Source organism: Megasphaera sp. AM44-1BH (genome assembly GCF_003467125.1).
GTDB lineage: Bacteria > Bacillota > Negativicutes > Veillonellales > Megasphaeraceae > Megasphaera.
Genome location: NZ_QSFA01000007.1, coordinates 1 through 22928, shown reverse-complemented (window position 1 = coordinate 22928; position 22928 = coordinate 1). Strand labels below are relative to the sequence as shown.

Sequence of the window (22928 nt, the reverse complement as noted above, 5' to 3'; positions counted from 1 at the left end):
CCGGCAAAAAAACAAAGGCTTCCGTACTATGAGTCCAAAGCTCATAGTACGGAAGCCTTTGTCGTACTGGAAAAGATGATATCCCCCTTCCGGTACAGGTACATCTGCAAAATGGCGGTATTACTTTTTGCCGCCCAGGTATGCCGCTGTGACCTGGGGATTGGCCGCTACGTCTGCCGCTGTTCCCTCCAGGACGATGTGCCCCGTTTCCATAACGTAGGCATAGTCGGCAATCTGCAGGGCCTTCCGGGCATTTTGTTCCACCAGGAGGATGGTCGTGCCGCTGTCATTGATATCCTTGATGACATCAAAGATTTCCTGCACGACGATGGGGGCCAGCCCCATGGACGGTTCGTCGAGGAGGAGCAGTTCCGGCCGGGCCATGACGGCACGCCCGATGGCCAGCATCTGCTGTTCGCCGCCGGACAACGTCCCGCCAAACTGCTTTTTTCGTTCTTCCAGACGAGGAAAGCGTTCGTAGACCTTTTTCAGATCTGCGGCGATGCCGTCTTTGTCACTGCGCTGGTAGGCGCCGAGATACAGATTTTCTTCGACGCTCATATTCTGCAGGATCTGCCGGCCTTCCGGTACGAGGGATATGCCTTCATGGACGACCTGATAGGGTTTCGTCCCCGAAAGAGGCGCCCCTTTAAAGCGGATTTCCCCTTCTCTGAGAGACACCAGCCCCATAATGGTCCTCATGGTCGTCGATTTCCCGGCGCCATTGGCACCGATGAGGGAAACGATACTGCCTTCCCGTACGGACAGGCTGATGCCCTTGAGGGCCATGATGCTGCCGTATCCGGCTACGATATTTTTTAATTCCAGGAGCATTATCCTTCATCCTCCTTTCCCAGATAGGCTTCGATAACGGCAGGATTATTCTGGATTTCCGCCGGCGTTCCTTCGGCCAGTTTTTTGCCAAAATTGATGACTACCAGGCGGTCGCACAAATCCATCATGAGATTCATATCGTGTTCAATGAGGACGATGCTCACGTGATACGTATCGCGCAGGCCCCGGATGAGCGTACCCAGTGCCGCCGTTTCACTGTCATTCATGCCCGCTGCCGGTTCATCGAGGAGGAGCAGCTTGGGATGGGTGGACATGGCACGGGCAATTTCCAGCTTGCGCTGCTTGCCATAGGGCAGACTGGACGCAATCGTACAGGCATCTTTCTCAAGACCTACGAACTTCAGGAAATCCATGGCCCGCTGCCGTGCTTCCTGTTCTTCCTGTCTCTGGCCTTTCGTATGGAACACGCTGGCCAGGATACCGGAATGAAGCTGGGTATGGCAGCCGACCAGGCAGTTTTCAAGGACCGTCATCTGGGGAAAGAGGCGGATATTCTGGAACGTCCGGGCAATGCCCAGGGCCGTGATTTCATGAGGCTTCTTTCCTTCAATGGACGTGCCCTGAAAGAGGATATCCCCTTCCGATACCTGATATACGCCGGTAATAAGATTGAACAGAGTCGTCTTGCCGGCGCCATTAGGACCGATAATGCCATAAATCTGGCCTTCTTCCACGGAAAAGGAAATATCAGAAGAAGCCGTGACGCCGCCGAACCGTTTGATGACATGCTGTAATTCCAGAAGCATTACCGGTCACCTTCTTTCGCAGCCCGTTCCGGAACGGCATGGGCCGGCCGTTTCCGTGTCATCCGTTTCAGGACATCGTAGGACAGGATGCCGTCGGGCCGGAAGGCCATGAGCGCTACCAGCATGATGCCGTAGAGCATATCCCGATATTCCGCCAGGTCGCGCAGCAATTCCGGCAGTACGGTCAGGATGACCGCGCCCAGAGGCGAACCCCACATGACATTGCTGCCGCCGAATACGCAGTACAACAGGGCATTGACGACTTTGTGCCATGAGAAATCAGTCGGGCTGATGAAATTGGCCGTATGGGCAAAGAGAGCCCCGGCGACTCCGGCAAAGAATGCGCTGAATAAAAAGGACATCATTTTATAATATACAATAGGAATACCCGAAAGTTCCGCCGCGTGTTCGTCGGCTTTGACGGCGGCAAAAGCCCGGCCGATGCGGGAGCGTTCCAGACGACGCCAGAACCAGAGGATAGCCACGACGACAATCAGCAAGACGAGGCACATGAGCAGCTGGCCGCCGGTCTGGGTATCTATATCGAGGACATCGAGGAGGTCGCTGGCCAGATCGCCCAGGGTATTGGCCATGGAAGGAATTCCCGAAAGGCCAAGAGCGCCGTTGGTAATCTTCAGATTCAGGGCCAGGACGCGGACGACTTCACCAAATCCCAGAGTGGCTATAGCCAGATACATGCCGCGCAGCCGCGTCGTCGGAATACCGACGATGAGAGCGACCACAGCGGCCATGATACCGCCAAGGACGATGGCAGCCGGCATGGGAAGTCCGGCCTGCATGGTCAGTATGGCCGACGTATAGGCACCGACACTCATGAAACCGGCATTACCCAGAGACATCTGGCCAGTGCATAATGTCATATAGACAGACAATGCCAATATAATATTGATGCAGGAAAACACGACGACCTGCAGGACATAGCCGTTCAGTATTTCGTCCATTACGGTCTGCCTCCTTTGCCGGCCTTGGAAAAGAGCCCTTCGGGCCGGAAGAACAAGATGAGAATGATGATGCCGAAAGCAACGGCATCGCGATACGACGACGCGCCATAGGCGACGCTGAATACTTCGGCAATGCCGAGAATGAAGCCGCCCATCATGGCACCGCGGATATTGCCCAGGCCGCCCATAATGAGTACGGCCAGGCCTTTAAAGCTCATGGTCATGCCCATGGTCGGTTCGATGGCATTGAAGGAAAGACCGACGAGGACACCGGCCGCCGCCCCCAGGGAAGATGCCAGCATGACCGTAAAGGTGATGATGCGGCTCGTATTGATGCCCAGGAGGCCTGCCGTTTCGATATTTTCCGACGTCGCCTTGACTGCCTTGCCGATTTTCGTCTTATCCAGCAACAGTGTCAGCAGCACCATCAGGACGATAGCCGTACAGAACCCGACGATCTGAATCATGGATACTTTGAACAGGCCGGCATCCATGAGCGCCCCTTCAAACTGGGGCGGGAAAGACTGGGTCTGGGGCCCCCAGATTTTGAGGGCCAGACTTTCCAGGAAAATCGATACGCCAATAGTACTGATAAGCGGTGCCAGGTGGGTCACCTTGCGGCGGCGCAGGGGACGCAGTGCCAGGTATTCCAGCAGGAATCCCAGGACCGCCCCGCCCAGCATGGCACCGATGAGAGCTACGAATATATTGGCTCCGGCAGCCGTTACCAGCATCAGGCCGATAAAGGCACCGAACATGAAGATTTCGCCATGGGCCATATTGATGATGTTCAACACCCCGAAAACCAGCGTATAGCCAATGGCAATGACAGCATAGGCACTGCCAAGATTCAATCCATTAATAAGCTGCTGAAAAAACACGATATATACCCCTCTATCTGTAAAACGAAAGAACGATTACTGTAACGGCGTCCATTTGCCGTCTTTGATGACCAGTACGTCCAGATCCATAGACGGGTCGCGGTGATCATCGAAAGAAAACACGCCAGTTGCGCCTTCAAAGTTCGTGATCTGAGCCAGAGCATCGCGGAACTTCTTGCGGTTCGTCGTCGTACCCGATTTTTCTACGGCTTCGTGGATGATGTACATGGCGTCATAAGCCTGGGCAGCGAACTGATCCGGTTCATGTCCGTATTTGGCAACGAAGGCTTTGCGGAAATTCTGGGCTTTTTCGCTCTGCCGTTCCGGATTCCACGGTGTTGCTACCATGGTGCCGTCGGCAGCGGCGCCGGCCTGTTTGATGTATTCCGGGCTGTTGAATCCATTATTGCCGATAATCGGCTGGTTCATCCCCATTTCACGGGCTTTCTTGGCAATGAGGGCGCCTTCCTGATAGAGGCCGGCCACGGCGATGACGTCAGGATTGGCAGCCTGGATTTTCGTCAGCTGTGCCGAGAAATCCGTGTCCTTATCGGCAAAGGTTTCCGTATCGACGACTTCTATGCCGTTATCAGCAAAGACCTGCTGATAAATTTTGCTTTCACCGACCATCTGGTCGTTATTGTTGGAATATAAAAGAGCTACTTTCTTGAAGCCTAATTTCTGCTGCGCTTTCTTTACCGTCTGGGGAATAGCCAGTTTGCCCGGGATGGCGTTGCGGAAAATATAATCGCCGATGTTCGTTACATCCGGGCCGGTCCCGCCGGTGGTAAAGCAGACGACTTTGTCCTGCTGGGCAATCGGGCCGGCTGCCATGATTTCGCCCGTCGTCATCGGCCCTTCGATGGCCAGGACCTTATCCTGTTCGATGGCTTTCTTGGTCGCGTTGATGGCTTCTGTCTTATCCAGCTTGGTATCATAGGTCTTGAGGTCGATCTTGACTTTCGTATTGGGATCCTTATTGATTTCATCTACGGCCAGGTCTACCCCTTCTTTCATGGCCTGCCCGTAAGCTGCGCCAGGGCCGGTATAAGCCGTGATAAATCCGATTTTGGCCGACTTGCCATTACTGTCCCCGTCTTTGCTGCCCCCGCAGCCGGCGATGGATACGGCCGTCATGACGGCCAGTCCTGCAACAACAATTTGTTTTAAAAATGTGTGTTTCATGATTACTCCACTCTCCCCTTCTCATTCCCATATAAAAAAATGCTCCTGTTTCCGCCGGTTCCGGCAGAAACAGGGGCGTTTGTACGCGGTACCACCCTGCATTATCCTTTGGTGTATCGATAACGGGATATCCGCTTTTCCTTACTCTTTTCAGGAAAAGTACTCACGAGTGATATATTCGCCTGACGGCTTTATCCGTTCACACCAGCCACGGACTCTCTGAAAAAGTAGACGCCACACTTTTTGCTCTCGCTCATCGTATATATGGGTTGTTGTATTGGTCTGCATGTCTGTTTGACTTGCATGGCAACATTATAAGGCGTTTTTTTCCTCTGTCAAGGATTATTATTCTGATTGTTTATCATGTTTCCTATTTTCTATTCTCATAGGTTATAGTTAATCGTTTTACGCTTTTTGTATGTTTATCCAAAAAGAAGCTGTCCACGAAGAAAGGCTACTTCGTGGACAGCTTCTTTTCCATTGTATCTATATAAGGAGACGGTTATTTTACGGTTTTTGTGGCATCGATGCCCAGGGCACGCATAATACCGAAGAAGACTTCCGTATTATCCATGACGCCGTTAAAGTATTCCGAACCGGGGCCTTCTGCATTCAGGGGCACATCGTCGGCTGCATGACATTCATCGCCGATGGTATCGGGAATGTTGGCTGGAACGAGTTCGACGGGGTCGCCGTCATGATGACGGGCCGGGTTGGCTTTGGCAACGACGGTCGATACCTGATGGTATTCCGTCTTGTCACCGATCTGCTGGGCTTCCTGCTTCGTGACTTTTTCAGTAATCGTCGGCAGGGTCGGTTTCTGCTGGAAGTGGAAGTTTTCATAATAAGCCGGATGGTTGGCATACTGGATAGCCAGCGTTACATCGGGATCGGGGTTGTCCGGGAATCCGTCGTGATTGGCATCCTTGAATGTCGGGAAGATAGAGTCGGCATAGGTGCGGACCGCTGCCAGACCTTTCTTGCCATCCCGTTCATGATACGTACCGGTAATGGATGCACCGTGGGCATGGTCTGCCACGACGATGATCAGCGTGTTGTCGCCGTGTTCTTTATTCCATTTCTGGGCGTATTCGATGGCCTTATCGAATTCGATCGTATCGTACGTAGCCCGCTGCCAGTCCATGGCATGGAGCTGTTTATCGATGGAAGCGCCTTCGATCATGGCAAAGAAGCCTTTCGGATTCTGGCTGAGGATGTCGAGAGATTTTTTCGTCATGTTGACCAGATTCGGCTGGTCCGTATATTTCCCTAATACTTCAGGATTTTTAAGCATTTCCCGGTCGATATAGACATTCATCGTCCCCGGCTTGAATAATCCCAGGAGCGGTTTATTGGACGGTGCTGCCATCATTTCTTTGGACGTCGTGACGAAGGTATAGCCTTTGTCTTTGAATTCCTGGATGACGTTCTGGTTATCATGACGCTTGGATCCCGATTCGCTCTGGGGGATATACCGGCTGGAACCGCCACCCATGATGACATCCGGACGGTGGTAATCTTCCAGATATTCCGAAGCCAGGTAATCCTGGTTGGCCCGGCGGCGCGTATGGCCGACCATGGCAGCCGGTGTGGCGTCCGTCGATTCGGCCTGGGTAATGATACCTACGGACATGCCGCGGGACCGTTTGACGATTTCACTGATGTTTTCTACGCGGGGATCGTCAAAGGGATCTTTTGTCGAATCTTCATATACGCCCATGGCGTTGACAACCGATTTATGACCTGTCGCATAGGCCGATGCCGAGTTGGCGCTGTCTGTCGTCAGGGAATCATAGCCGCTGGTCGTGATCAGACAGTTGTGGGGCATCTTTTCCATAGCCAGCAGGTCGTTATATTTCCCATTGGTCATGCCTTTGGAGATGATACGTGCCATTTCGCGGGCCTGAAGGGACATGCCGTCGCCGACGAAGAGGATGACGTTTTTCGCCTGTTTCTGGGCTTTTTCCTGGACGACTGTATAGCGGGCATTGCTTACATTGCGGCCCGTATCATCCGTTGCCGAAGCCTGCACCGTGTAGCTGCCGGCTTTGGGGAAATTCACGTTGTTCACGCGGTAGGAAATGACCCCGTTGTCCAGATTCGTCGCCTTCAGATCTTTTCCGAAGAATTTATCTGCCGGCTGATTGTTGATGGTGATGTTCACGTTTTTCAGGTTTTTCGCCTGACTGACTTCTACATCAAAATCAAACTTCGCCCCTGCCAGAAACTTTGCGTTATCTACGGGCAGAATGCGTACGTTTGCCGCCTGCACACCGGGAATGATCCCGAAAGCAGAACCGCAGACCATCATCGAAAGAATTGCACGTTTTAACCATGTCTTTTTCATACCATGACCTCCTGATTTCATGCGCTTTTGCAGCATGACCTGGCATTGCTTTTTTCTAATGTATCGCATGGTCATTATACGAGGTCCATGTTATAAATTCTGTCATTTTTCTGTATAATTTCTGTCAATTATCATCCCGGCTGCCTGGAAAAACAAAAACAAAGCCGCTGTCCCCATGGCAGGTACATTACATATATCCCGCTTCCCCGCCGGCCAGTTTGGTCCGGACAATACGCGTCACTTTTTCATCGACGAGCTTGCGGAACGATTCATCATTTTCATAAGCCTTCAAAAGACCGGCATAGGTTTCCTGTTCATGGCCGTAGTCGTGGCAGACGAGGACTATATTGGCGCCGGCCCGGATGGCCATGACGCCCATATCGGAAAAGGCATAGTGTTTGGCCATGGCACCCATTTCCATGTCATCGGACAGGATAAGTCCCCCATAGCCAAACTGCTGGCGCAATATGCCCGTCATGATTGGCTGGGAGACACAGGCCGGAAGCTTCGGATCGAGGGCCGGGAAGGTGACGTTGGACACCATGATGAACATCTTGTCGTGGGGCACCTGACCGATAAGATCAGCAAAGGGCTTCATATCGGCCGCCAGAAGTTCGTCCCGGCTGGCCGCAACCTGGTCTCCGTCAAGATGGGGATCTGTCCGGACCTTCCCGATGCCGGGAAAGTGTTTGAGAGCACACCAGATTTTCGCCTCTTCATAGCCTTCTACGGCCTGCCGGGCAAAGGAGGTGACGACGGCCGGATCACGGCTGTACGACCGTTCCGAGGCAGATCCGAGATCGACGACGGGGGCAAAATTCAGGTTGAACCCCAGCTCTTTCAGCTTTTTCCCCGTCGTCACGGCCCAGGTCCGGGCCGCTGCGGGGTCGCCGTTTTCTCCCAGCTGCTGTTCACTGGGCACGCGGGGAAAAGCATCGCGCATGCGCAGGACAAAGCCGCCTTCCTGATCGACGGCAATAAAGGGCGGTATATCCTGGCTCTGGCGGCGTATCTGCCGTGCCAGGGCCGCATTCAGGTCTTTTACCTGCTGTGTCGATTGCATATTGCGGTCAAAGAGGATGACATTGCCCATATGGTACTGGGCAATCTGATAGGCCGCATCCTGATCGACGGTCGTCCCCTGGATGCCGATCATCATGAGCTGGCCTACCCGCTGCTGCGGGCTCATGGACCGGACTTTTTCCCTTGCCTGTTCATCCAGAGTGGATACGGTCTCCGTACCCGTGCGGCCCGTCGCCGCTGCCGTTCCATCCGTCCGGGAACGGCTCTGCCAGATTAAGACACCTGCACCGATGACTACCAGGACAGCCAGCACGGCGAGGATATATATGGTTTTACTGTGCCTGTTCCTGTTCTTCATTGTATACCAGTTCGCCACCTATCAGTGTCTGTTTGACGTGGAAATCTTCACTATCGAGAATGGCTATATCGGCCAGTTTCCCTTTTTCCAGAGAGCCGATCCGGTCATAGACGCCCAGGTCTCTGGCCGGGTTCACCGTCGCCATAGCAACGGCTTCGGGAAGGGTTGCGCCACTGTTTACCAGGAAATTCAGGACGACCTGATTCATGGCGGCAATGCTACCGGCCAGCGTCCCGTCTTCCAGCCGGGCTTCTCCGTTTTTCACGAATACTTTCTGGCCGCCCAGCTCCGATTCCCCATCGGGCAGCAGGCAGGCCCGCAGCGAATCCGTGATGAGGATGATGCCGTCCCGTCCTTTCATGCGGTACACCAGCTTCTGCGCCGCCGGGTGGACGTGGAGATTATCACAGATGAGCTCACAGTGGGCCTTCGGATCGAGCAGGGCCGCCCCGACAATGCCCGGCCGGCGGTGGTGGAGCGGCGTCATGGCATTATACATGTGGGTTATGTGATAAAAGGAACTCTTTTCCATGCAGTCCATGACCTGTTCATACGTAGCGCCGCTGTGGCCGACAGAGACGATAATGTCATGATTGGCGCACTCTTTCAGGAACGTCTTGTCCTTCAGCGTTTCCGGCGCCAGTGTGATGATTTTCACCACGTCTTCATACGGTTCGATCCAGGAAAAATCGGCCTGAGCTATATTCGACTCCTTCTGGGCCCCTTTGTAAGCCGTGCTGATGAAGGGCCCTTCCATATGAGCTCCCAGGATCCGGGCGCCGTGGTTCTTCTTTGCCCTGCGGATACGGCTGAGGGCCCGTTCGATGCGGGGCCGGTCATAGGTCATGGTCGTCGGCAGGAAGGACGTCACCCCCGTCTTCGGCAGCACCGACTGGATTGTCGCCAGAGCTTCTTCATTTTCATCCATCGTATCGGCACCGGCACAGCCGTGGATGTGTTCATTGATGAATCCCGGCACGACAAATCCGCCATTGGCATCAATGAGGTCGGTGCACTGGCCCAGGTGAAATCCCTTGCGGGGCACGATATCGGTAATCCTATCCCCTTCGTACAACAAAATATGTCCGCCCACAATGGCATCGGGCAGGACGATCATCCCATCTATAATCGCTTTCATCATATTCACTCCTATGCATATTATCTGTGGCAGATATGGGTCATCTGCATACCGTTTACAGTATATCATATGGCTCATACTTGTCATCTCTATTGTACCATCTTTTCACTTTTAAGAAAATAAATTTCATAAATTGATGGTTAAAATATTTTATATGAAATATTATTGCGTTTTTGATGGACAAATGCTATACTTCTGGTGTACTAAATTTCATAAAATATCTGTTCAGCAGACACCATAGGACTGTCATAGCAAGGAGGAACAACATGCTGGAACAATTTAAAGGAAAACTGATTATTTCGTGTCAGGCACTGCCTGATGAACCGCTTCATAGCTCATTCATCATGGGCCGCATGGCTCTGGCTGCCAAACAGGCCGGCGCCGTCGGCATCCGGGCCCAGAGTACCGGCGACATCCGGGAAATCAAAACGGTGACGGGACTTCCTGTCATCGGCCTCATCAAACGGAATTTTGACGATTCGGAAATCTATATCACCCCGACCCATCAGGAAATCGCCGAACTGCTCGATACGACCTGTGAAATCATCGCCCTCGACGCGACACTGCGCAAGCGTCCCGGTGACGAAAAACTCGCCGATCTGGTAAATCAGATACACGCCGGCGGCCGCCTGGCCCTGGCCGATATTTCTAGCGACGCCGAAGGCCTGAATGCCGAAAAAATCGGCTTTGACTGCGTATCCACCACCATGTCCGGCTACACGCCCTACACGCCGTCCTTTGAAGGTCCGGACTACGGCCTCGTCGCCCGCATGGCCGGTCAGCTTTCCATCCCGGTCTTTGCCGAAGGCCGCATCAACACGCCGGACGACCTCAGACGGGTTTATGAATGTGGCGCCTTTGGTGCCATAGTCGGCTCGGCCATTACCCGGCCCCAGCTCATTGCCAAAAAATTCGTCGATATATTGAAATAAATCATATATAAATCACATATAAATCACAAGTAGTACACGCACTACCAAGGAGGATGCATTATGTCACAGAGAGATTTAAAAGGACTGTTTTCCGCACTGCTCGTTTCCTTTGATGAACAGGGAAATATCAATGAAAAAGGCCTGCGCCAGATTATCCGCTACAACATCGACGTCAACCACATGGACGGCCTGTATGTAGGCGGCAGCACGGGAGAAAACTTCATGCTGTCTACGGATGAAAAGAAACGCATTTTTGAAATCGCCAAAGACGAAGCCAAAGATGCCCTGACCCTCATAGCCCAGGTCGGCTCGGTCAACCTGAAGGAATCGGTGGAACTGGCAAAATTCGTCACCGATTTAGGCTACGATGCCATCAGCGCCGTCACGCCGTTCTACTATAAATTTACCTTCGACGAAATCAAAAATTACTACAACACCATCATCGGCGCCGTCGATAACCGCATGATCATTTACTCCATCCCCTTCCTGACCGGCGTCGATATGAGCCTGAGCCAGTTCGGCGAACTCTTCGCCAATCCGAAAATCGTCGGCGTCAAATTCACCCAGGCTGACTTCTATCTCCTGGAACGCATCCGCAAGACCTTCCCGGATAAACTGATTTATGCCGGGTTCGACGAAATGCTCCTGCCGGCCACGGTCCTCGGCGTCGATGGCGCCATCGGCTCCACGTACAACATCAACGGACGCCGCGGCCGCCAGATCTTCGAACTGGCCAAGGCACAGAAAATCACGGAAGCCCTGGAAGTACAGCATGTCACCAACGACCTCATTACGGACATCCTCGACAACGGCCTCTACGGCACGATCAAGCTGCTGCTCCAGGAAGCCGGCGTCGATGCCGGTTACTGCCGTGAACCCATGAAGAAATATACCCCGGAAATGGTAGCACGGGCCAAAGAAATCTATAAGAAATATTTCTGATACACTGATTCCACTCACTCCCGTTTCCATTGCAGATAAGCGCCGGAAACTTCTGGCGCTTTTTCTGTATCCGGGACTGCATTTAAAGGAGGACACACCTATGCACGAAGGATTTACCTGGATCGATACCGTTGTTTTAGTCTTATATCTGGTAGGCGTCCTGCTGGCCGGCCTCTATTTTTCCAAGAAAGAAATGAAAGGCAAGGAATTTTTCAAGGGCGACGGCACCATCCCCTGGTGGGTTACCTGCGTCTCCATCTTCGCCACCCTTCTCAGCCCGATTTCCTTCTTATCCCTGCCGGGCAATTCGTATAAAGGCTCGTGGATTCTCTGGTGGGCCCAGTTGGGCATGCTCATCGCCATTCCGCTGACCATCAAGTATTTCCTGCCCATCTACAGCCACCTGGAAATCGACACGGCCTACCACTATCTGCAGAAACGCTTTGAAAGCAAAAACCTCCGCATCCTGGGGGCTTCTATGTTCATCATCTACCAGCTGGGCCGCATGTCCATCATCATGTACCTGCCGTCCATCGCACTGGCCGAACTGACCGGCATCGATGTCAATATCCTGATTGTCGTCATGGGCGTCATCGCCATCATTTATTCCTATTCCGGCGGCCTGAAAGCCGTCCTCTACACCGATTTCATCCAGGGCATGGTCCTCATCTTCGGTATCGCTCTGACCCTGGTCGTCATGATCGGCGACATCCATGGCGGCTTCGGCACCATCATGGATACGCTGACGACGGGCCACAAATTCATGTTCCAGAACGAAGTATGGATGAGCCCGGATATCCTTTCGACGAGCGTCTTCATCGTCTTCATCGGCGGCGGCCTGGCTACCTTTGCTTCCTACGTCTCCAGTCAGGATATCGTACAGCGGTTCACGACGACGACGGACATCAAACAGCTGAATAAAATGACCCTCGGCAACGGGGCCCTGTCTATTTTTGCCGCCACCGTCTTCTACCTCGTCGGTACGAGCCTCTACGTATTCTATCAGCAGAATCCGGACCTGCTCATGACCAGCCGTCAGGACCTGGTGTTTGCCTCCTATATTACGTATGAACTGCCGGCCGGCATTACGGGTATCCTCCTGGCCGCTATTTACGCCGCATCCCAGTCCACCCTGTCTACGGGCATCAATTCCGTCGCCACCAGCTGGGTCCTCGATATCCAGTCCGTCCTCAACCCGGACCTGGACAGCCAGAAACAGACGCGCATCGCCAAGCTCGTCTCTCTGGGCATCGGCATCCTGTCCATCATCGTCGCCATGATCATGGCCGTCAGCGACATCCACTCGGCCTACGAATGGTTCAACAGCTTCATCGGCCTGGCCCTGGGCTCGCTGGCCGGCATGTTCGTCCTGGGCGCATTCAGCAAGCGCGCCAATGCCAAAGGCGCATTCGTCGGCTTCATCTGTTCTACGGCCGTCGTCATGTATCTGAAATACTTCGTCCCTTCCGTCTCGTTCTGGTCCTATACGGCAATCACCATCATCCTCTCGCTGGTAGCAGGCACCATCGTCAGCCGCCTGACGAATAAAGACTATACGGCACCGGAAGGAACGACAGCCGATTAGAAAGTCCGTATCTGATTTGACATCTCCAAGGAGGTATCGTATGATGAAAAAAAATGCTATTGCCGCGGCCGCACTGGCCCTGACCCTTTCGACATCCCTGTCTTTTGCCGCGCCGGAACAGACCGGCTCTCCGCAGATACGCTGGCAGTCTGCCGGCACCTTGTCACCGGCGTTCGGACAGAAAGAAAATATCGGCGTTGCCGGCATGATTGCCGGTACCAGCCACGGCTATATCATTGCCGGTGGCGGTGCCAATTTCCCTGACGGCAGTCCTGCTGCAGGCGGCGCCAAAGTGACCTATCCCGACATCTACGCCATGAAGGCGACAGACAAGGGCCTCATCGAAACGGACCATCAGGTCCTGCCCTTCCCGGCTGCTTACGGCGCGTCGGTCACCTCGGCTGACGGCGTGTATTACATCGGAGGCAGCCCCGATGCAGACGCTGCCAGAGCCATCACCCTTCTCACCTGCGACAATCAGGGGAAACTGCACTACCAGAAAGCCGGTACCCTGCCCTTTACCTTCCAGAATGGCATCGCCGCCCTGAAAGGCCAGACCCTCTTCCTGGGACTGGGAAAACAGGATGGCAGCCTGAGCCGTAATTTCTACGCCTATGACCTAAAAACGGGCACACTGGAACGGCTGGCCGATTTCCCCGAAAAGGCCCGTGAACAGAGCGTCGCCCAACTGCTGGGCCAGACCCTGTGCGTCTTCAGCGGCGGCAGCGATACGGCCTATACCGACGGCTACGGCTACGACCTGACGACCCGCACCTGGCACAAACTGGCCGATTGCGCCATAGACGGCCAGGGCATCTCCCTCCTGGGGGCCCGGGCCGTCGGCCTGAATGAAGAGGAAATGCTGGTCATCGGCGGTTTCAACAAAGCCGTCTATGACGACGCCGTCGCCCATCTGTCCCATCTTACAGGCGCAGAACTTGCCGCCTACAAAACGGCTTACTTTGGCCGGGAAAGTACCGATTTCAACTGGAACCGCCGCATCCTCGTCTACAACGTCCGCAGCGATGCCTGGCGCTCTGCCGGCGATATCCCCTTTGCGGCCCCCTGCGGCCAGGGGCTGGTGCTCCTGAAAGACAAGCTCATTTCCCTCAATGGAGAAATCAAGCCCGGCGTACGCAGCAACCGCATCTACGAAGGATTCATCATGAACGAATAGGAGACACTCATGTATATCTGCATTGACATTGGCGGTACGGCCATCAAATACGGACTGGCTTCTGCCGATGGCCAGCTAATAGAAACGAAGAGCACACCGACCCATGCCCATCAGGGCGGCGGTCCCGGCATCGTCCGCACGGTCCGCCAGCTGATCCGCCAGTATATGGAAACAGGGCCGCTTTTGGGCATCGCCCTTTCTACAGCGGGTATGGTCGATCCCCAAAAGGGACGGATATTCTATGCCCTGGCCGATTCCATCCCCGATTATACGGGAACGGAATGGAAAGAAATACTGGAAGGGGAATTCCACATCCCCTGTGCCGTAGAAAATGACGTCAACTGCGCTGCCCTGGGCGAACTCTGGCTCGGCGCCGGAAAAGGCTGTACGTCGGCCTTTATGATGACCATCGGCACCAGCATCGGCGGCTGTGCCATCTATGACGGCCATATCATCCACGGCGCCGGCTGCAGTGCCGGTGAAATCGCCTACATGCGCGTGCCCGGCGGCCGGCTCCACGACCTGGCATCGGCTACCCGTCTGGTCCGCGACGTCGCCGCGGCCAAAGGAGTCAGCCCGGACGAACTCGATGGCAAAGCCGTCTTTTCTATGGCCGCCAAAGGCGATACGGATGCCCTCAGGGCCATTGACGACCTGTCCCGTGACATAGCCGTCGCCATAGGCAACGTCATCACCGTACTGCAGCCCCAGGTCGTCATCCTGGGTGGCGGCATCATGGCCCAGGAAGGCGTATTCCGTCCCCTTCTGGAACGTTACGTATCCCGGCAGCTGCCGCCGGCCATGTATGAACCGGCCCGCATCGCCTTTGCCCGTCTGGGCAATAGGGCCGGCATGCTGGGCGCCCTCTATCATCTCCGTCAGCAACTTTCTCAGGAGTAACGCCTATGAATATCTTGGAACAGCTGGACCATCCCGGCTTCAAACCATCAAAATCAGACCGTACCCTCATGGAATACATCCGCCTCCACGGCGACCAGTTTTGCACGACCCCCATCGCCAGCCTGGCCAGAAAGAGCGGCATCAGCGAATCGACCATCACCCGTTTCGTGCGCAAAATGGGCTTTTGCAGCCTGCAGCATTTCAAGCTCAGCCTGGCCGAAGAACTGTCACGGCGCAGCCAGCAGAAGACCATCATCAGCCACAATATCACCGCCGACGAGTCCATCATGACGACGGCCAAAAAGCTCATGTCCATCGGCATAGATACGCTCCGCCAGACCGTGGAAAACCTCGATGAAGAGGTCATCGCCCAGACAGTCCGCCTGCTGACCGGCGGGCACCGCGTGTATTTCATCGGCCTGGGAAATTCCGGCTTCGTCGCCGACGATTCGGCCTACAAATTCCAGCGTATCGGCATCGATGCCCTGGGACTGGACAACAGCCATCTCATCATGCTGCACATGGCCCTCATCCATCCCGGTGACGTCGTCATCGCCATCAGCCATTCCGGCGCCTCGAAAGAAATCGTCCAGGCCGCCCGTCTGGCCCGGCAGAACGGCGCCCACCTGATTGCCATCACGGCCAGTACGGGGTCTGAGCTCCGGGACTGCGCCGACCTGTGCATTTCCTATAAGACACGGGAAACGATGCTGGAAACGGGTTCCATCGTCACCAAGCTGACCCAGGTATTTATCATCGATCTGATCTATACACAGGTCGTCAAAGAACGGCCTGAACCCTCTGTCAAGAATAAACAGCGAACAGCCGACGCCGTCAACCTGCTGCGTCTCGGCCATTAAGCATACCATAAAAGGAGGCACGTACGATGCGTGTGATCGTTACCAATTCCTATGATGAAATGAGTACAGAAGCCGCCAAGATTGTGGCCGGCCAGATATACCTCAAACCGGACAGCGTCCTCGGTCTGGCCACGGGCAGTACGCCTCTGTCCATGTATAAAAAACTGATTGCCGTCCACGAAATGATCGGCCTCGATTTTTCCCAGGTCACGACATTCAATCTCGACGAATACATCGGCATGGCTCCCGACAATCCCCAGAGCTATCACTACTTCATGCATCACAATTTCTTCGATTTCATCAACATAAAGCCGGAAAATATTTATATCCCCGACGGCATGGCCAAAGATATCGTAGCCGAAGGCAAGCGCTATGACGCCCTCATCGAAGCGAAAGGCGGCATCGACCTGCAGATCCTCGGCATCGGTCAGAATGCCCACATCGGCTTCAATGAACCGGACATCAAATTCGAAGCGACGACCCACAAGGTCCGCCTCGACGAAGAAACGATCCAGGCCAATTCCCGCTTCTTCCAGACCGAAGAAGAAGTCCCCCGCTACGCCATCAGCATGGGCATCAAGACCATCATGCTGGCCAAAAAAGTCGTACTCCTGGCCAATGGCCGCAACAAGGCCGAGGCCATCTACAACACGGTCTGCGGCAGCATCAGCCCCAGCGCGCCGGCCAGTATCCTCCAGCTGCACCGCGACGCAACGGTCATTGTGGATAAAGAAGCGGCATCGCTCCTGCCGGATCAGGTCTGTGATAAAATTTGTGGATAAATCTCTGTGCTATACTCTTCGGGCGGGGTATTCCCCTGCACGTGTACACGTGTCTATGTGGGGATACCCCGCTTTTTCTATATCCGGTTATCCACAAATCCACACAGGTTGTACACAAAAAAAATATGCCATTGTAAAATATGTAAAATCCGCATGGTTATCGCATTCATCGCAATTTTTCGAACCCTGCTGAACGCATGTTCCCCAGGAGTTATCCACAATTTTACCAAAAAAGAGAAAAAGATATCCACTGCCATCCGTGCCTGTAAACAGGCATCTGCCGGATATATCCACAGGATAACAGAAGTTATGCACCATAACTGTGTACACTTTGTGGATAACTTTTATTTACTTATGCACATACAAAAAAAGCCGTACCTTTGTGGGGGTATCCACAGAAAGGTACGGCCTCTTTGCGTGTGCAGGACGTGGTCCCGGTTATACGCCTTCGACGGGGCGGCTCCAGTCGATATGCACGCCCAGGGGCAGCCATATATATCCCAGGGCCAGCTTCAGAATATCCAGACTGTCCGTCGCCGCTGCCGTAATCGTTTCATACTGGGACAGGGTGACATAGCGATGCCATGAACGGACCGAAGTCAGGAAATCATAGGCTTCCTTTTCTTTTTCTGCATCATTCAGATGGACTGTTAGTTTTTTTGTTTCCGTGTCATACTGGATATACCCGTTATTGTTATCACCTGTATGAGCTGCTACTGTAAATACTGACATAAAGCAAATCTCCTTCTCGTTATCTATTTATCGTGGGACATTTCCCAGAGAAATCCTTTCATGAGCGCCTTGCGGCCAAAGCGCTGCTGCAGTTTGTCAATGGCTTCCGTGACCTTGGCCTTCGTTTCTTCGTCATCGGAAAATAAATCACTCTGTACCTGATAGGGCTGGAGCTGGCTGACCGACAGGCCCAGGAGCCGTATGGGGCCGTTTTTACCCTTCTTATGATACAGCCGTTTTGCGGCGAAATAGAGCTGTTCTTCCGAACAGGTCCCTATGGTCTCCAGCGTCAGGGACCGGGTCACCGTCTCAAAGGAAGCAAACCGCACCTTGATCGTAATGGTACGGCCCATGAGATGGTTCTGCCGCAGCCGCCAGGCCACTTCATTGGCCAGGAGGCGGAACTGCTCGTCCACGTCTTCTTCCCTCGTCAGGTCGTGTTCATACGTATGCTCGTTGCCCACAGACTGGGGGCGGCGGCTCACTTCCAGCTGGCGGTTGTCACGGCCGCAGGCCAGCTCATACAGGCGGTGTGCCTGCCGGCCGGCAATGGGGATGAGCGCATCAGGCCCGGCGTGGATGATATCGCCGATGGTATGGAACCCGGCTTTTTCCAGCTGGCCCGCCGTCACCCGGCCGACACCCCAGAGACGGGATACGGGAAGGGGCGCCAGGATTTCCTGTTCCTTTCCGTAGGGAATCCACATCAAGCCGTCGGGCTTTTTCAGATCCGATGCCAATTTAGCCAGGAACTTGTTGGGCGCAATCCCTGCCGATGCCACAAGGCCCGTAATGCGCAGAATGTCCTCCTTGACGGCCCGGCCGATATCGACGATATCCGGGTACTGGAGATTCATGCCCGACACATCCAGGAAGGCTTCATCCAGTGCCAGCGGTTCGATGAAGGGCGAATAGTGAGATAAGATAAGGCGGATCTGATGAGAAATGCGCCGGTAATGGGCCATGCGCACAGGCAGGAAAATACCGTCAGGACAGAGACGCCGTGCCTGGCGGGTGCTCATAGCCGAATGGACGCCGAACCGCCGGGCTTCGTACGAGGCCGTAGCCACGACTCCCCGTTCACCGAGTCCCCCGACGATGACGGGATGACCGCGCAGAGCCGGATTGTCCCGTTGTTCGACAGAGGCATAAAAAGCATCCATATCCACGTGCATAATCCAGCGCCTTGCCAATGTCATTCCCTCCCTTTACTGGTACCATTATACAACGAGTCCACTCCAGAAATATAGGGGAAAAGTGAAAAATTTCCCTATTTCTCAGAACCGGCCTTTTTTCTCTGCCCCGGCCGGAAGAGACGGGTCATATCGGCCCCTTCGTGGCGCAGAAGCCAGACTTTTTTATCGAGACCGCCGGCATAGCCCGTCAGACTGCCGCTCTTACCGACGGCGCGGTGACAGGGAATGATCAGGGAAATGGGATTATGCCCTACGGCGCCACCGACGGCGTGAGGATTCTCTTTTTTCCCCGTCATCTGCCCCAGGCGTTCTGCCAGATCACTGTAAGTCGTCGTCTGCCCGTACGGCACCTGGCACAGCAGCTGCCACACGTGCTGGCGGAAGGCGCTGCCCCGGGGGTTCAGCGGCAATTCCGACGGTGCCGGCCGTTTTCCGGCAAAGTAGCGGTCCAGCCAGTCCCGGACCTGTATAAAAACGGGCAGGTCATCGTTCCGGCAGGACTCCTCTGAAAGAGTCGCCCGGTCATATTTCTGCCCGCAGAGCCAGAGCCCGATGAGATGTGTTCCGTCGCTTGCCAGCTGAATCGTTCCCAAAGGGGAATCGTATACTGTCGTATAATCCATGAGGTATACCTCCTTCATGCCTTTTATACCCCATATTATATCATACTTCACGGCGGACACGACAACGAGGGCTGCCCCATGACAGATGACACTTCATGGGACAGCCCCGGTTCCGGCTATGCCGTTATTTCGATTTATCCGCTTTGGTACTGGCCTGCGCCGCAGCCTGTACGCCCGGCCGTTCTACGGTCATGAACCCGTATACGGCCGTGCAGGCCAGACAGACAAACAATAGTGCTACAATCGTATTTCGTATGCCCATAATACTCCTTTCCTGTTACTCATATAATCCCGACGGTGTTTCCGCAAGGTTGATATAGATGTTCTTGGTCTGCATATAGTGCCGCATGGTCGTCTTGTCCGTTTCACGACCGATGCCGGAAAGCTTGTAGCCGCCAAAGGGCGTGCCTGCCGGCAGGGCATTGTACGTATTGACCCACATACGGCCCGTTTCCACCGCTTTGGCTACCCGCAGGGCCCGGTTGATATCACGGGTCCAGACGGCGCCGCCCAGTCCGTATACGCTGTCGTTGGCCATGGCGATGACTTCTGCTTCATCGGTAAAGGGGATGATGCACACGACGGGCCCGAAGATCTCTTCCTGGGCAATGCGCATATCGTTCCTGACATCGGCAAATATAGTCGGTTCGACGAAACTTCCCTTTTCCAGCCCCGGAGCCGCCGCTTTCCTGCCGCCACAGACGAGGCGCGCTCCTTCCTGCTTCCCGATTTCGATATAATCGAGGATTTTCTTCACCTGCCGTTCGTCTATCTGGGCGCCCATCTGGGTCGTTTCTTCCCAGGGCAGGCCTACGCGGATGCGGCGGAAGCGGTCAGCCAGATCCGAGACGAACTTGTCATAAATGCCTTTCTGGACGAAAATCCGCGATCCGGCGCAGCATACCTGGCCCTGGTTGAACAGGATGCCCAGCTGGGCCCCATCCATAGCCATATCCCAGTCGCAGTCGTCAAAGTAAATATTGGCCGATTTGCCGCCCAGTTCCAGCGTAGCCGGAATCAGCTTCTTCATAGCCGCATCATAGACGTCGCGGCCGATTTCCGTCGATCCCGTAAAGGCCAGCTTCTGGATATCGGGATGATCGAGGATATACTGGCCAGCCCGCGAGCCCTTGCCGGTAATGACGTTGACCACGCCCGGCGGCAGGACATCGCCGATGAGATGCATCAGTTCGAGGACGCTCAGGGACGTCGAACTCGACGGCTTGAGGACGATGGTGCAGCCTGCCGCCAGGGCCGGAGCCAGTTTCCACGCTGCCATGAGGAAGGGGAAATTCCAGGGGATGATCTGGCCGACGACACCGATCGGCTCGTGGATGACGAGACTCAGCGTATGGTCGTCGATGACCGTCGCCCGGCCGTCTTCACTGCGGACGACGCCGGCAAAATAGCGGAAATGATCGACTGCCAGGGGGATGTCGATATTCTTCGTTTCCCTGATGGGCTTGCCGTTGTCCAGCGTTTCCACCATAGCCAGCATATCGGCATTCTGTTCGATGATATCAGCAATGGCAAGGAGCAGATCCTGCCGTTTCTGGGGCGATGTGATCTTCCATGCCGGGAACGCTTTATGAGCTGCCGCTACGGCCATGTTGACATCGTCTTTTGTCGCTTCGGCACACTCTGCCAGCTTCGTCCCGTCAGCAGGATTATACGCCGTGAACCGGGCGCCATCGCTGGCAGGGACCCATTTGCCACCAATATATAAATCATACGAGGAGTGCGGAACAGTATACATAAGAAACACTTCCTTTCTTAACAGGAATATGCCGGGATATCCTGTTAAACGTTTTATGATAATCATTTTAATTAGAAAACAATTATTTGTTATGTAACAAGAATATCATACATATAAAAATAAGTCAATGTGTTTATTCATTTAAATCACATTGACTTATTTTTCTTAATTATGTAATCTATTTAGTTTTTATGTTTCCACACATACCATTTGTAACCCATGAAAATCATCATGAGCAGGACAGCGACAGCGGCCAGCCGCAGGTCATGCCAGTCAAAACGGATGAGGCCATATCCCATCCAGACCTCGATGCAGATAGCCAGAAATTTTCCGGCTATAGTCGCTATGCCATGCTCCGTAAAGCCGATGCGGCTCAGGGCGCACAAGGCCGTAATGGCAAAATTGGGCGAATAGGGAATGGCCCGCAGGAAGAAGGCTGTCCGGGCTGTAATGTGCCGGTTGAGCCGGGCAATGAAGCGGCTCCGCGCCACGAGACGGCGGGCCGTACGGCGGAACACATAGCGCATGACGACAAAGGCCAGCACATTGCCTGCCACCTGGCCGATCCAGGAAATGACGATCCCCGGAAGAAGACCGAAGAGGATGCCATTGACAGTCACGAACTGCACCGACGGCAGGCCGGTCATATTAGTCAGGACGATGAGCAGGATCATGAGCAGCACGGCGGCACTGCCAAAGGAGGCAATATACGCCGAGAGACCCTGTATATCCCGGCTGACCATGAGCTGCCACAACGTACTGTAAAATGCCGGGATCATCACGTAGATCCCGAGAAAAATCCCGGTGATGACGACCGCCATGAGCGGCTTGATTACCTTTTCTGCCCGTACCTGATTCATGCTATCTTCTCATTTCTCTGACTACTAGTACTATTCTGTACAGAAAATTGTACACTAAATAGCACCGGTCTGCAAGGATAGATGGCACGCAGGCCGGGGAAAGATAGTTTGCAGTTTGATGTTTGATGAAAGAACAGCAGTTAGTGGCTGGCAGCTGGCGGTTAGTGGAGTCCCCCTTCTTTATGGACGCAGGAAAAAAACGCCGGCCAGGCACAGGATGATGCCGATGATCTGCCGGGGCAGCAGAACGTCTTTATAAAACAGGACGCCTATACCTGCCAAAAGGAGCGCCACGCTGACATTGGCCAGGAGTGAGGCTGTACTGATTTTCCAGCCAGTCCGGTATAACAGGATATAACCAAATTCGACAGCCACCAGCGTCAGTCCCCAGGCAGCGCTCGCCCAGTTCAATGTATGCAGATCCTGCCGCAGCGAAGTTCCCGTCACCACGTACGCAGCGGCACACAGGAGGAAACTGACCAGATAGGTGACACTGAGGGCCAGGAAAGGCGGGGCTGCCGATGGCGTTGCCTTTGCTACCATGTGATAACCTATATTGCCAATGACGATGATAAAAAAAGGGATCCAGTATATCAGGCTCATTCTGTCAACTCCTTTTCCATGTGGATATGAGGACAATACTCGTCCAGATATTCGTCACCCGATGCGGTATATCCCAGTTTTTCATAAAACGGGCGCACCCGGACCTGTGCCGACAGAGCCAGCCGTTTCACATGGCGGCCGCGCAGCCATGCCTCTGCTTCCCGTACCAGGCGCTCCCCGTACTGCCGGCCCCGGCAGGATTTCCGTACGGCCAGGCGGCCCAGTATATACACATCGGGATTGTCTGATGAAAAGAGCCGGCAGCAGCCAGCGGCATGCCCATTTTCATATAACACCAGATGCCATGCCGTCTGATCGGTTTCATCAAATTCATGATGAAATCCCTGTTCTTCTACAAATACCTCCTGCCGGATAATCCGGGCGTCTTGTGAAAGTCCCTGCTGCATACGTATTTGAATCATGATATTCCCTTCTAAAAAAAAGGTATTAGTCCAGATTTTGTGGTGTGGTCACCCCTAGTCCAA

At 54.1% G+C, this 22928-nt stretch carries 23 protein-coding genes and 1 other annotated feature; of the genes, 7 read left to right on the top strand and 16 right to left on the bottom strand.

Going from position 1 to position 22928, the window contains the following annotated elements:
- Positions 1-120: 120 nt before the first annotated feature.
- From DW949_RS06345 to nagA, 8 genes are all read right to left on the bottom strand, one after another.
- Positions 121-834, bottom strand: coding sequence for an ABC transporter ATP-binding protein (locus DW949_RS06345; RefSeq protein WP_118022403.1), 714 nt, complete (start codon positions 832-834; stop codon positions 121-123).
- The gene (locus DW949_RS06340; RefSeq protein WP_118022402.1) at positions 834-1601 is read right to left on the bottom strand and encodes an ABC transporter ATP-binding protein; all 768 of its coding nucleotides are present in this window, start codon (positions 1599-1601) and stop codon (positions 834-836) included. The genes DW949_RS06345 and DW949_RS06340 overlap by 1 nt, the downstream gene beginning before the upstream one ends.
- On the bottom strand, positions 1601-2563 hold the full coding sequence (locus tag DW949_RS06335) for a branched-chain amino acid ABC transporter permease (protein ID WP_118022401.1): 963 nt from the start codon (positions 2561-2563) through the stop codon (positions 1601-1603). Before DW949_RS06335 ends, DW949_RS06340 begins: the two co-directional genes overlap by 1 nt.
- Positions 2563-3444 (bottom strand): branched-chain amino acid ABC transporter permease, encoded by an 882-nt coding sequence (locus DW949_RS06330; RefSeq protein WP_118022400.1) that lies wholly within the window; start codon positions 3442-3444, stop codon positions 2563-2565. Before DW949_RS06330 ends, DW949_RS06335 begins: the two co-directional genes overlap by 1 nt.
- 36 nt (positions 3445-3480) lie before the next feature.
- Positions 3481-4629, bottom strand: coding sequence for an ABC transporter substrate-binding protein (locus DW949_RS06325; RefSeq protein ID WP_118022399.1), 1149 nt, complete (start codon positions 4627-4629; stop codon positions 3481-3483).
- 68 nt (positions 4630-4697) lie between these two features.
- Positions 4698-4895 (bottom strand) — a binding site (T-box leader).
- Positions 4896-5131: 236 nt separating this feature from the next.
- Complete coding sequence (locus tag DW949_RS06320; protein WP_233539510.1) at positions 5132-6976, bottom strand: alkaline phosphatase; 1845 nt, start codon at positions 6974-6976, stop codon at positions 5132-5134.
- Positions 6977-7163: 187 nt separating this feature from the next.
- Positions 7164-8357, bottom strand: coding sequence for a glycoside hydrolase family 3 N-terminal domain-containing protein (locus DW949_RS06315; protein WP_118022398.1), 1194 nt, complete (start codon positions 8355-8357; stop codon positions 7164-7166).
- Positions 8332-9498 (bottom strand): N-acetylglucosamine-6-phosphate deacetylase, encoded by a 1167-nt coding sequence (gene nagA / locus DW949_RS06310; protein ID WP_233539509.1) that lies wholly within the window; start codon positions 9496-9498, stop codon positions 8332-8334. The genes DW949_RS06315 and nagA overlap by 26 nt, the downstream gene beginning before the upstream one ends.
- 263 nt (positions 9499-9761) lie before the next feature.
- On the opposite strand from nagA, the gene DW949_RS06305 reads away from it, so the two are divergent.
- From DW949_RS06305 to nagB, 7 genes are all read left to right on the top strand, one after another.
- A complete protein-coding gene (locus DW949_RS06305) occupies positions 9762-10427 on the top strand; it encodes an N-acetylmannosamine-6-phosphate 2-epimerase (RefSeq protein WP_118022396.1) in 666 nt (221 codons plus the stop codon).
- A 60-nt stretch (positions 10428-10487) separates the two neighbouring features.
- Positions 10488-11369, top strand: coding sequence for an N-acetylneuraminate lyase (locus tag DW949_RS06300; RefSeq protein WP_118022395.1), 882 nt, complete (start codon positions 10488-10490; stop codon positions 11367-11369).
- 100 nt (positions 11370-11469) lie between these two features.
- The gene (locus DW949_RS06295; RefSeq protein WP_118022394.1) at positions 11470-12954 is read left to right on the top strand and encodes a sodium:solute symporter; all 1485 of its coding nucleotides are present in this window, start codon (positions 11470-11472) and stop codon (positions 12952-12954) included.
- A gap of 40 nt (positions 12955-12994) precedes the next feature.
- Entirely contained in the window at positions 12995-14131 is a 1137-nt protein-coding gene (locus DW949_RS06290; RefSeq protein WP_199595779.1) for a cyclically-permuted mutarotase family protein, read from the top strand.
- A gap of 9 nt (positions 14132-14140) precedes the next feature.
- On the top strand, positions 14141-15031 hold the full coding sequence (locus DW949_RS06285) for an ROK family protein (protein WP_118022393.1): 891 nt from the start codon (positions 14141-14143) through the stop codon (positions 15029-15031).
- 5 nt (positions 15032-15036) lie between these two features.
- Positions 15037-15891: a MurR/RpiR family transcriptional regulator gene (locus tag DW949_RS06280; protein WP_118022392.1), complete on the top strand. Its 855-nt coding sequence runs from the start codon at positions 15037-15039 to the stop codon at positions 15889-15891.
- Between the two features lie 26 nt (positions 15892-15917).
- Positions 15918-16673, top strand: a complete 756-nt coding sequence (gene nagB, locus DW949_RS06275; RefSeq protein ID WP_118022391.1) for a glucosamine-6-phosphate deaminase — start codon at positions 15918-15920, stop codon at positions 16671-16673.
- A 438-nt stretch (positions 16674-17111) separates the two neighbouring features.
- On the opposite strand, the gene DW949_RS06270 is transcribed toward nagB, so the two are convergent.
- From DW949_RS06270 to DW949_RS06240, 8 genes are all read right to left on the bottom strand, one after another.
- Positions 17112-17405, bottom strand: a complete 294-nt coding sequence (locus tag DW949_RS06270; RefSeq protein WP_118022390.1) for a hypothetical protein — start codon at positions 17403-17405, stop codon at positions 17112-17114.
- Between the two features lie 23 nt (positions 17406-17428).
- Positions 17429-18598, bottom strand: coding sequence for a DNA polymerase IV (locus DW949_RS06265; RefSeq protein WP_118022389.1), 1170 nt, complete (start codon positions 18596-18598; stop codon positions 17429-17431).
- A gap of 77 nt (positions 18599-18675) precedes the next feature.
- Positions 18676-19224 (bottom strand): methylated-DNA--[protein]-cysteine S-methyltransferase, encoded by a 549-nt coding sequence (locus DW949_RS06260; protein ID WP_118022388.1) that lies wholly within the window; start codon positions 19222-19224, stop codon positions 18676-18678.
- 124 nt (positions 19225-19348) lie between these two features.
- Positions 19349-19486, bottom strand: a complete 138-nt coding sequence (locus DW949_RS13625) for a hypothetical protein (protein ID WP_158570647.1) — start codon at positions 19484-19486, stop codon at positions 19349-19351.
- 15 nt (positions 19487-19501) lie between these two features.
- On the bottom strand, positions 19502-20980 hold the full coding sequence (locus DW949_RS06255) for an aldehyde dehydrogenase family protein (protein ID WP_118022387.1): 1479 nt from the start codon (positions 20978-20980) through the stop codon (positions 19502-19504).
- Between the two features lie 182 nt (positions 20981-21162).
- A complete protein-coding gene (locus tag DW949_RS06250; protein WP_118022386.1) occupies positions 21163-21840 on the bottom strand; it encodes a TVP38/TMEM64 family protein in 678 nt (225 codons plus the stop codon).
- A 180-nt stretch (positions 21841-22020) separates the two neighbouring features.
- Positions 22021-22443 carry a hypothetical protein gene (locus DW949_RS06245; protein ID WP_118022385.1) on the bottom strand — a complete coding sequence of 141 codons (423 nt, stop codon included), beginning with the start codon at positions 22441-22443 and terminating at the stop codon, positions 22021-22023.
- Entirely contained in the window at positions 22440-22865 is a 426-nt protein-coding gene (locus DW949_RS06240) for a GNAT family N-acetyltransferase (protein ID WP_118022384.1), read from the bottom strand. Before DW949_RS06240 ends, DW949_RS06245 begins: the two co-directional genes overlap by 4 nt.
- Between the last annotated feature and the right edge of the window lie 63 nt (positions 22866-22928).

What these genes read in the sequence shown, in the direction of transcription:
- DW949_RS06345 (WP_118022403.1), bottom strand. Translation starts at nt 834, where the DNA reads ATGCTCCTGGAATTAAAAAATATCGTAGCCGGATACGGCAGCATCATG.
- DW949_RS06340 (WP_118022402.1), bottom strand. Translation starts at nt 1,601, where the DNA reads ATGCTTCTGGAATTACAGCATGTCATCAAACGGTTCGGCGGCGTCACG.
- DW949_RS06335 (WP_118022401.1), bottom strand. Translation starts at nt 2,563, where the DNA reads ATGGACGAAATACTGAACGGCTATGTCCTGCAGGTCGTCGTGTTTTCC.
- DW949_RS06325 (WP_118022399.1), bottom strand. Translation starts at nt 4,629, where the DNA reads ATGAAACACACATTTTTAAAACAAATTGTTGTTGCAGGACTGGCCGTC.
- DW949_RS06320 (WP_233539510.1), bottom strand. Translation starts at nt 6,976, where the DNA reads ATGAAAAAGACATGGTTAAAACGTGCAATTCTTTCGATGATGGTCTGC.
- DW949_RS06315 (WP_118022398.1), bottom strand. Translation starts at nt 8,357, where the DNA reads ATGAAGAACAGGAACAGGCACAGTAAAACCATATATATCCTCGCCGTG.
- nagA (WP_233539509.1), bottom strand. Translation starts at nt 9,498, where the DNA reads ATGATGAAAGCGATTATAGATGGGATGATCGTCCTGCCCGATGCCATT.
- DW949_RS06305 (WP_118022396.1), top strand. Translation starts at nt 9,762, where the DNA reads ATGCTGGAACAATTTAAAGGAAAACTGATTATTTCGTGTCAGGCACTG.
- DW949_RS06300 (WP_118022395.1), top strand. Translation starts at nt 10,488, where the DNA reads ATGTCACAGAGAGATTTAAAAGGACTGTTTTCCGCACTGCTCGTTTCC.
- DW949_RS06295 (WP_118022394.1), top strand. Translation starts at nt 11,470, where the DNA reads ATGCACGAAGGATTTACCTGGATCGATACCGTTGTTTTAGTCTTATAT.
- DW949_RS06290 (WP_199595779.1), top strand. Translation starts at nt 12,995, where the DNA reads ATGATGAAAAAAAATGCTATTGCCGCGGCCGCACTGGCCCTGACCCTT.
- DW949_RS06285 (WP_118022393.1), top strand. Translation starts at nt 14,141, where the DNA reads ATGTATATCTGCATTGACATTGGCGGTACGGCCATCAAATACGGACTG.
- DW949_RS06280 (WP_118022392.1), top strand. Translation starts at nt 15,037, where the DNA reads ATGAATATCTTGGAACAGCTGGACCATCCCGGCTTCAAACCATCAAAA.
- nagB (WP_118022391.1), top strand. Translation starts at nt 15,918, where the DNA reads ATGCGTGTGATCGTTACCAATTCCTATGATGAAATGAGTACAGAAGCC.
- DW949_RS06270 (WP_118022390.1), bottom strand. Translation starts at nt 17,405, where the DNA reads ATGTCAGTATTTACAGTAGCAGCTCATACAGGTGATAACAATAACGGG.
- DW949_RS06260 (WP_118022388.1), bottom strand. Translation starts at nt 19,224, where the DNA reads ATGGATTATACGACAGTATACGATTCCCCTTTGGGAACGATTCAGCTG.
- DW949_RS13625 (WP_158570647.1), bottom strand. Translation starts at nt 19,486, where the DNA reads ATGGGCATACGAAATACGATTGTAGCACTATTGTTTGTCTGTCTGGCC.
- DW949_RS06255 (WP_118022387.1), bottom strand. Translation starts at nt 20,980, where the DNA reads ATGTATACTGTTCCGCACTCCTCGTATGATTTATATATTGGTGGCAAA.
- DW949_RS06250 (WP_118022386.1), bottom strand. Translation starts at nt 21,840, where the DNA reads ATGAATCAGGTACGGGCAGAAAAGGTAATCAAGCCGCTCATGGCGGTC.
- DW949_RS06245 (WP_118022385.1), bottom strand. Translation starts at nt 22,443, where the DNA reads ATGAGCCTGATATACTGGATCCCTTTTTTTATCATCGTCATTGGCAAT.
- DW949_RS06240 (WP_118022384.1), bottom strand. Translation starts at nt 22,865, where the DNA reads ATGATTCAAATACGTATGCAGCAGGGACTTTCACAAGACGCCCGGATT.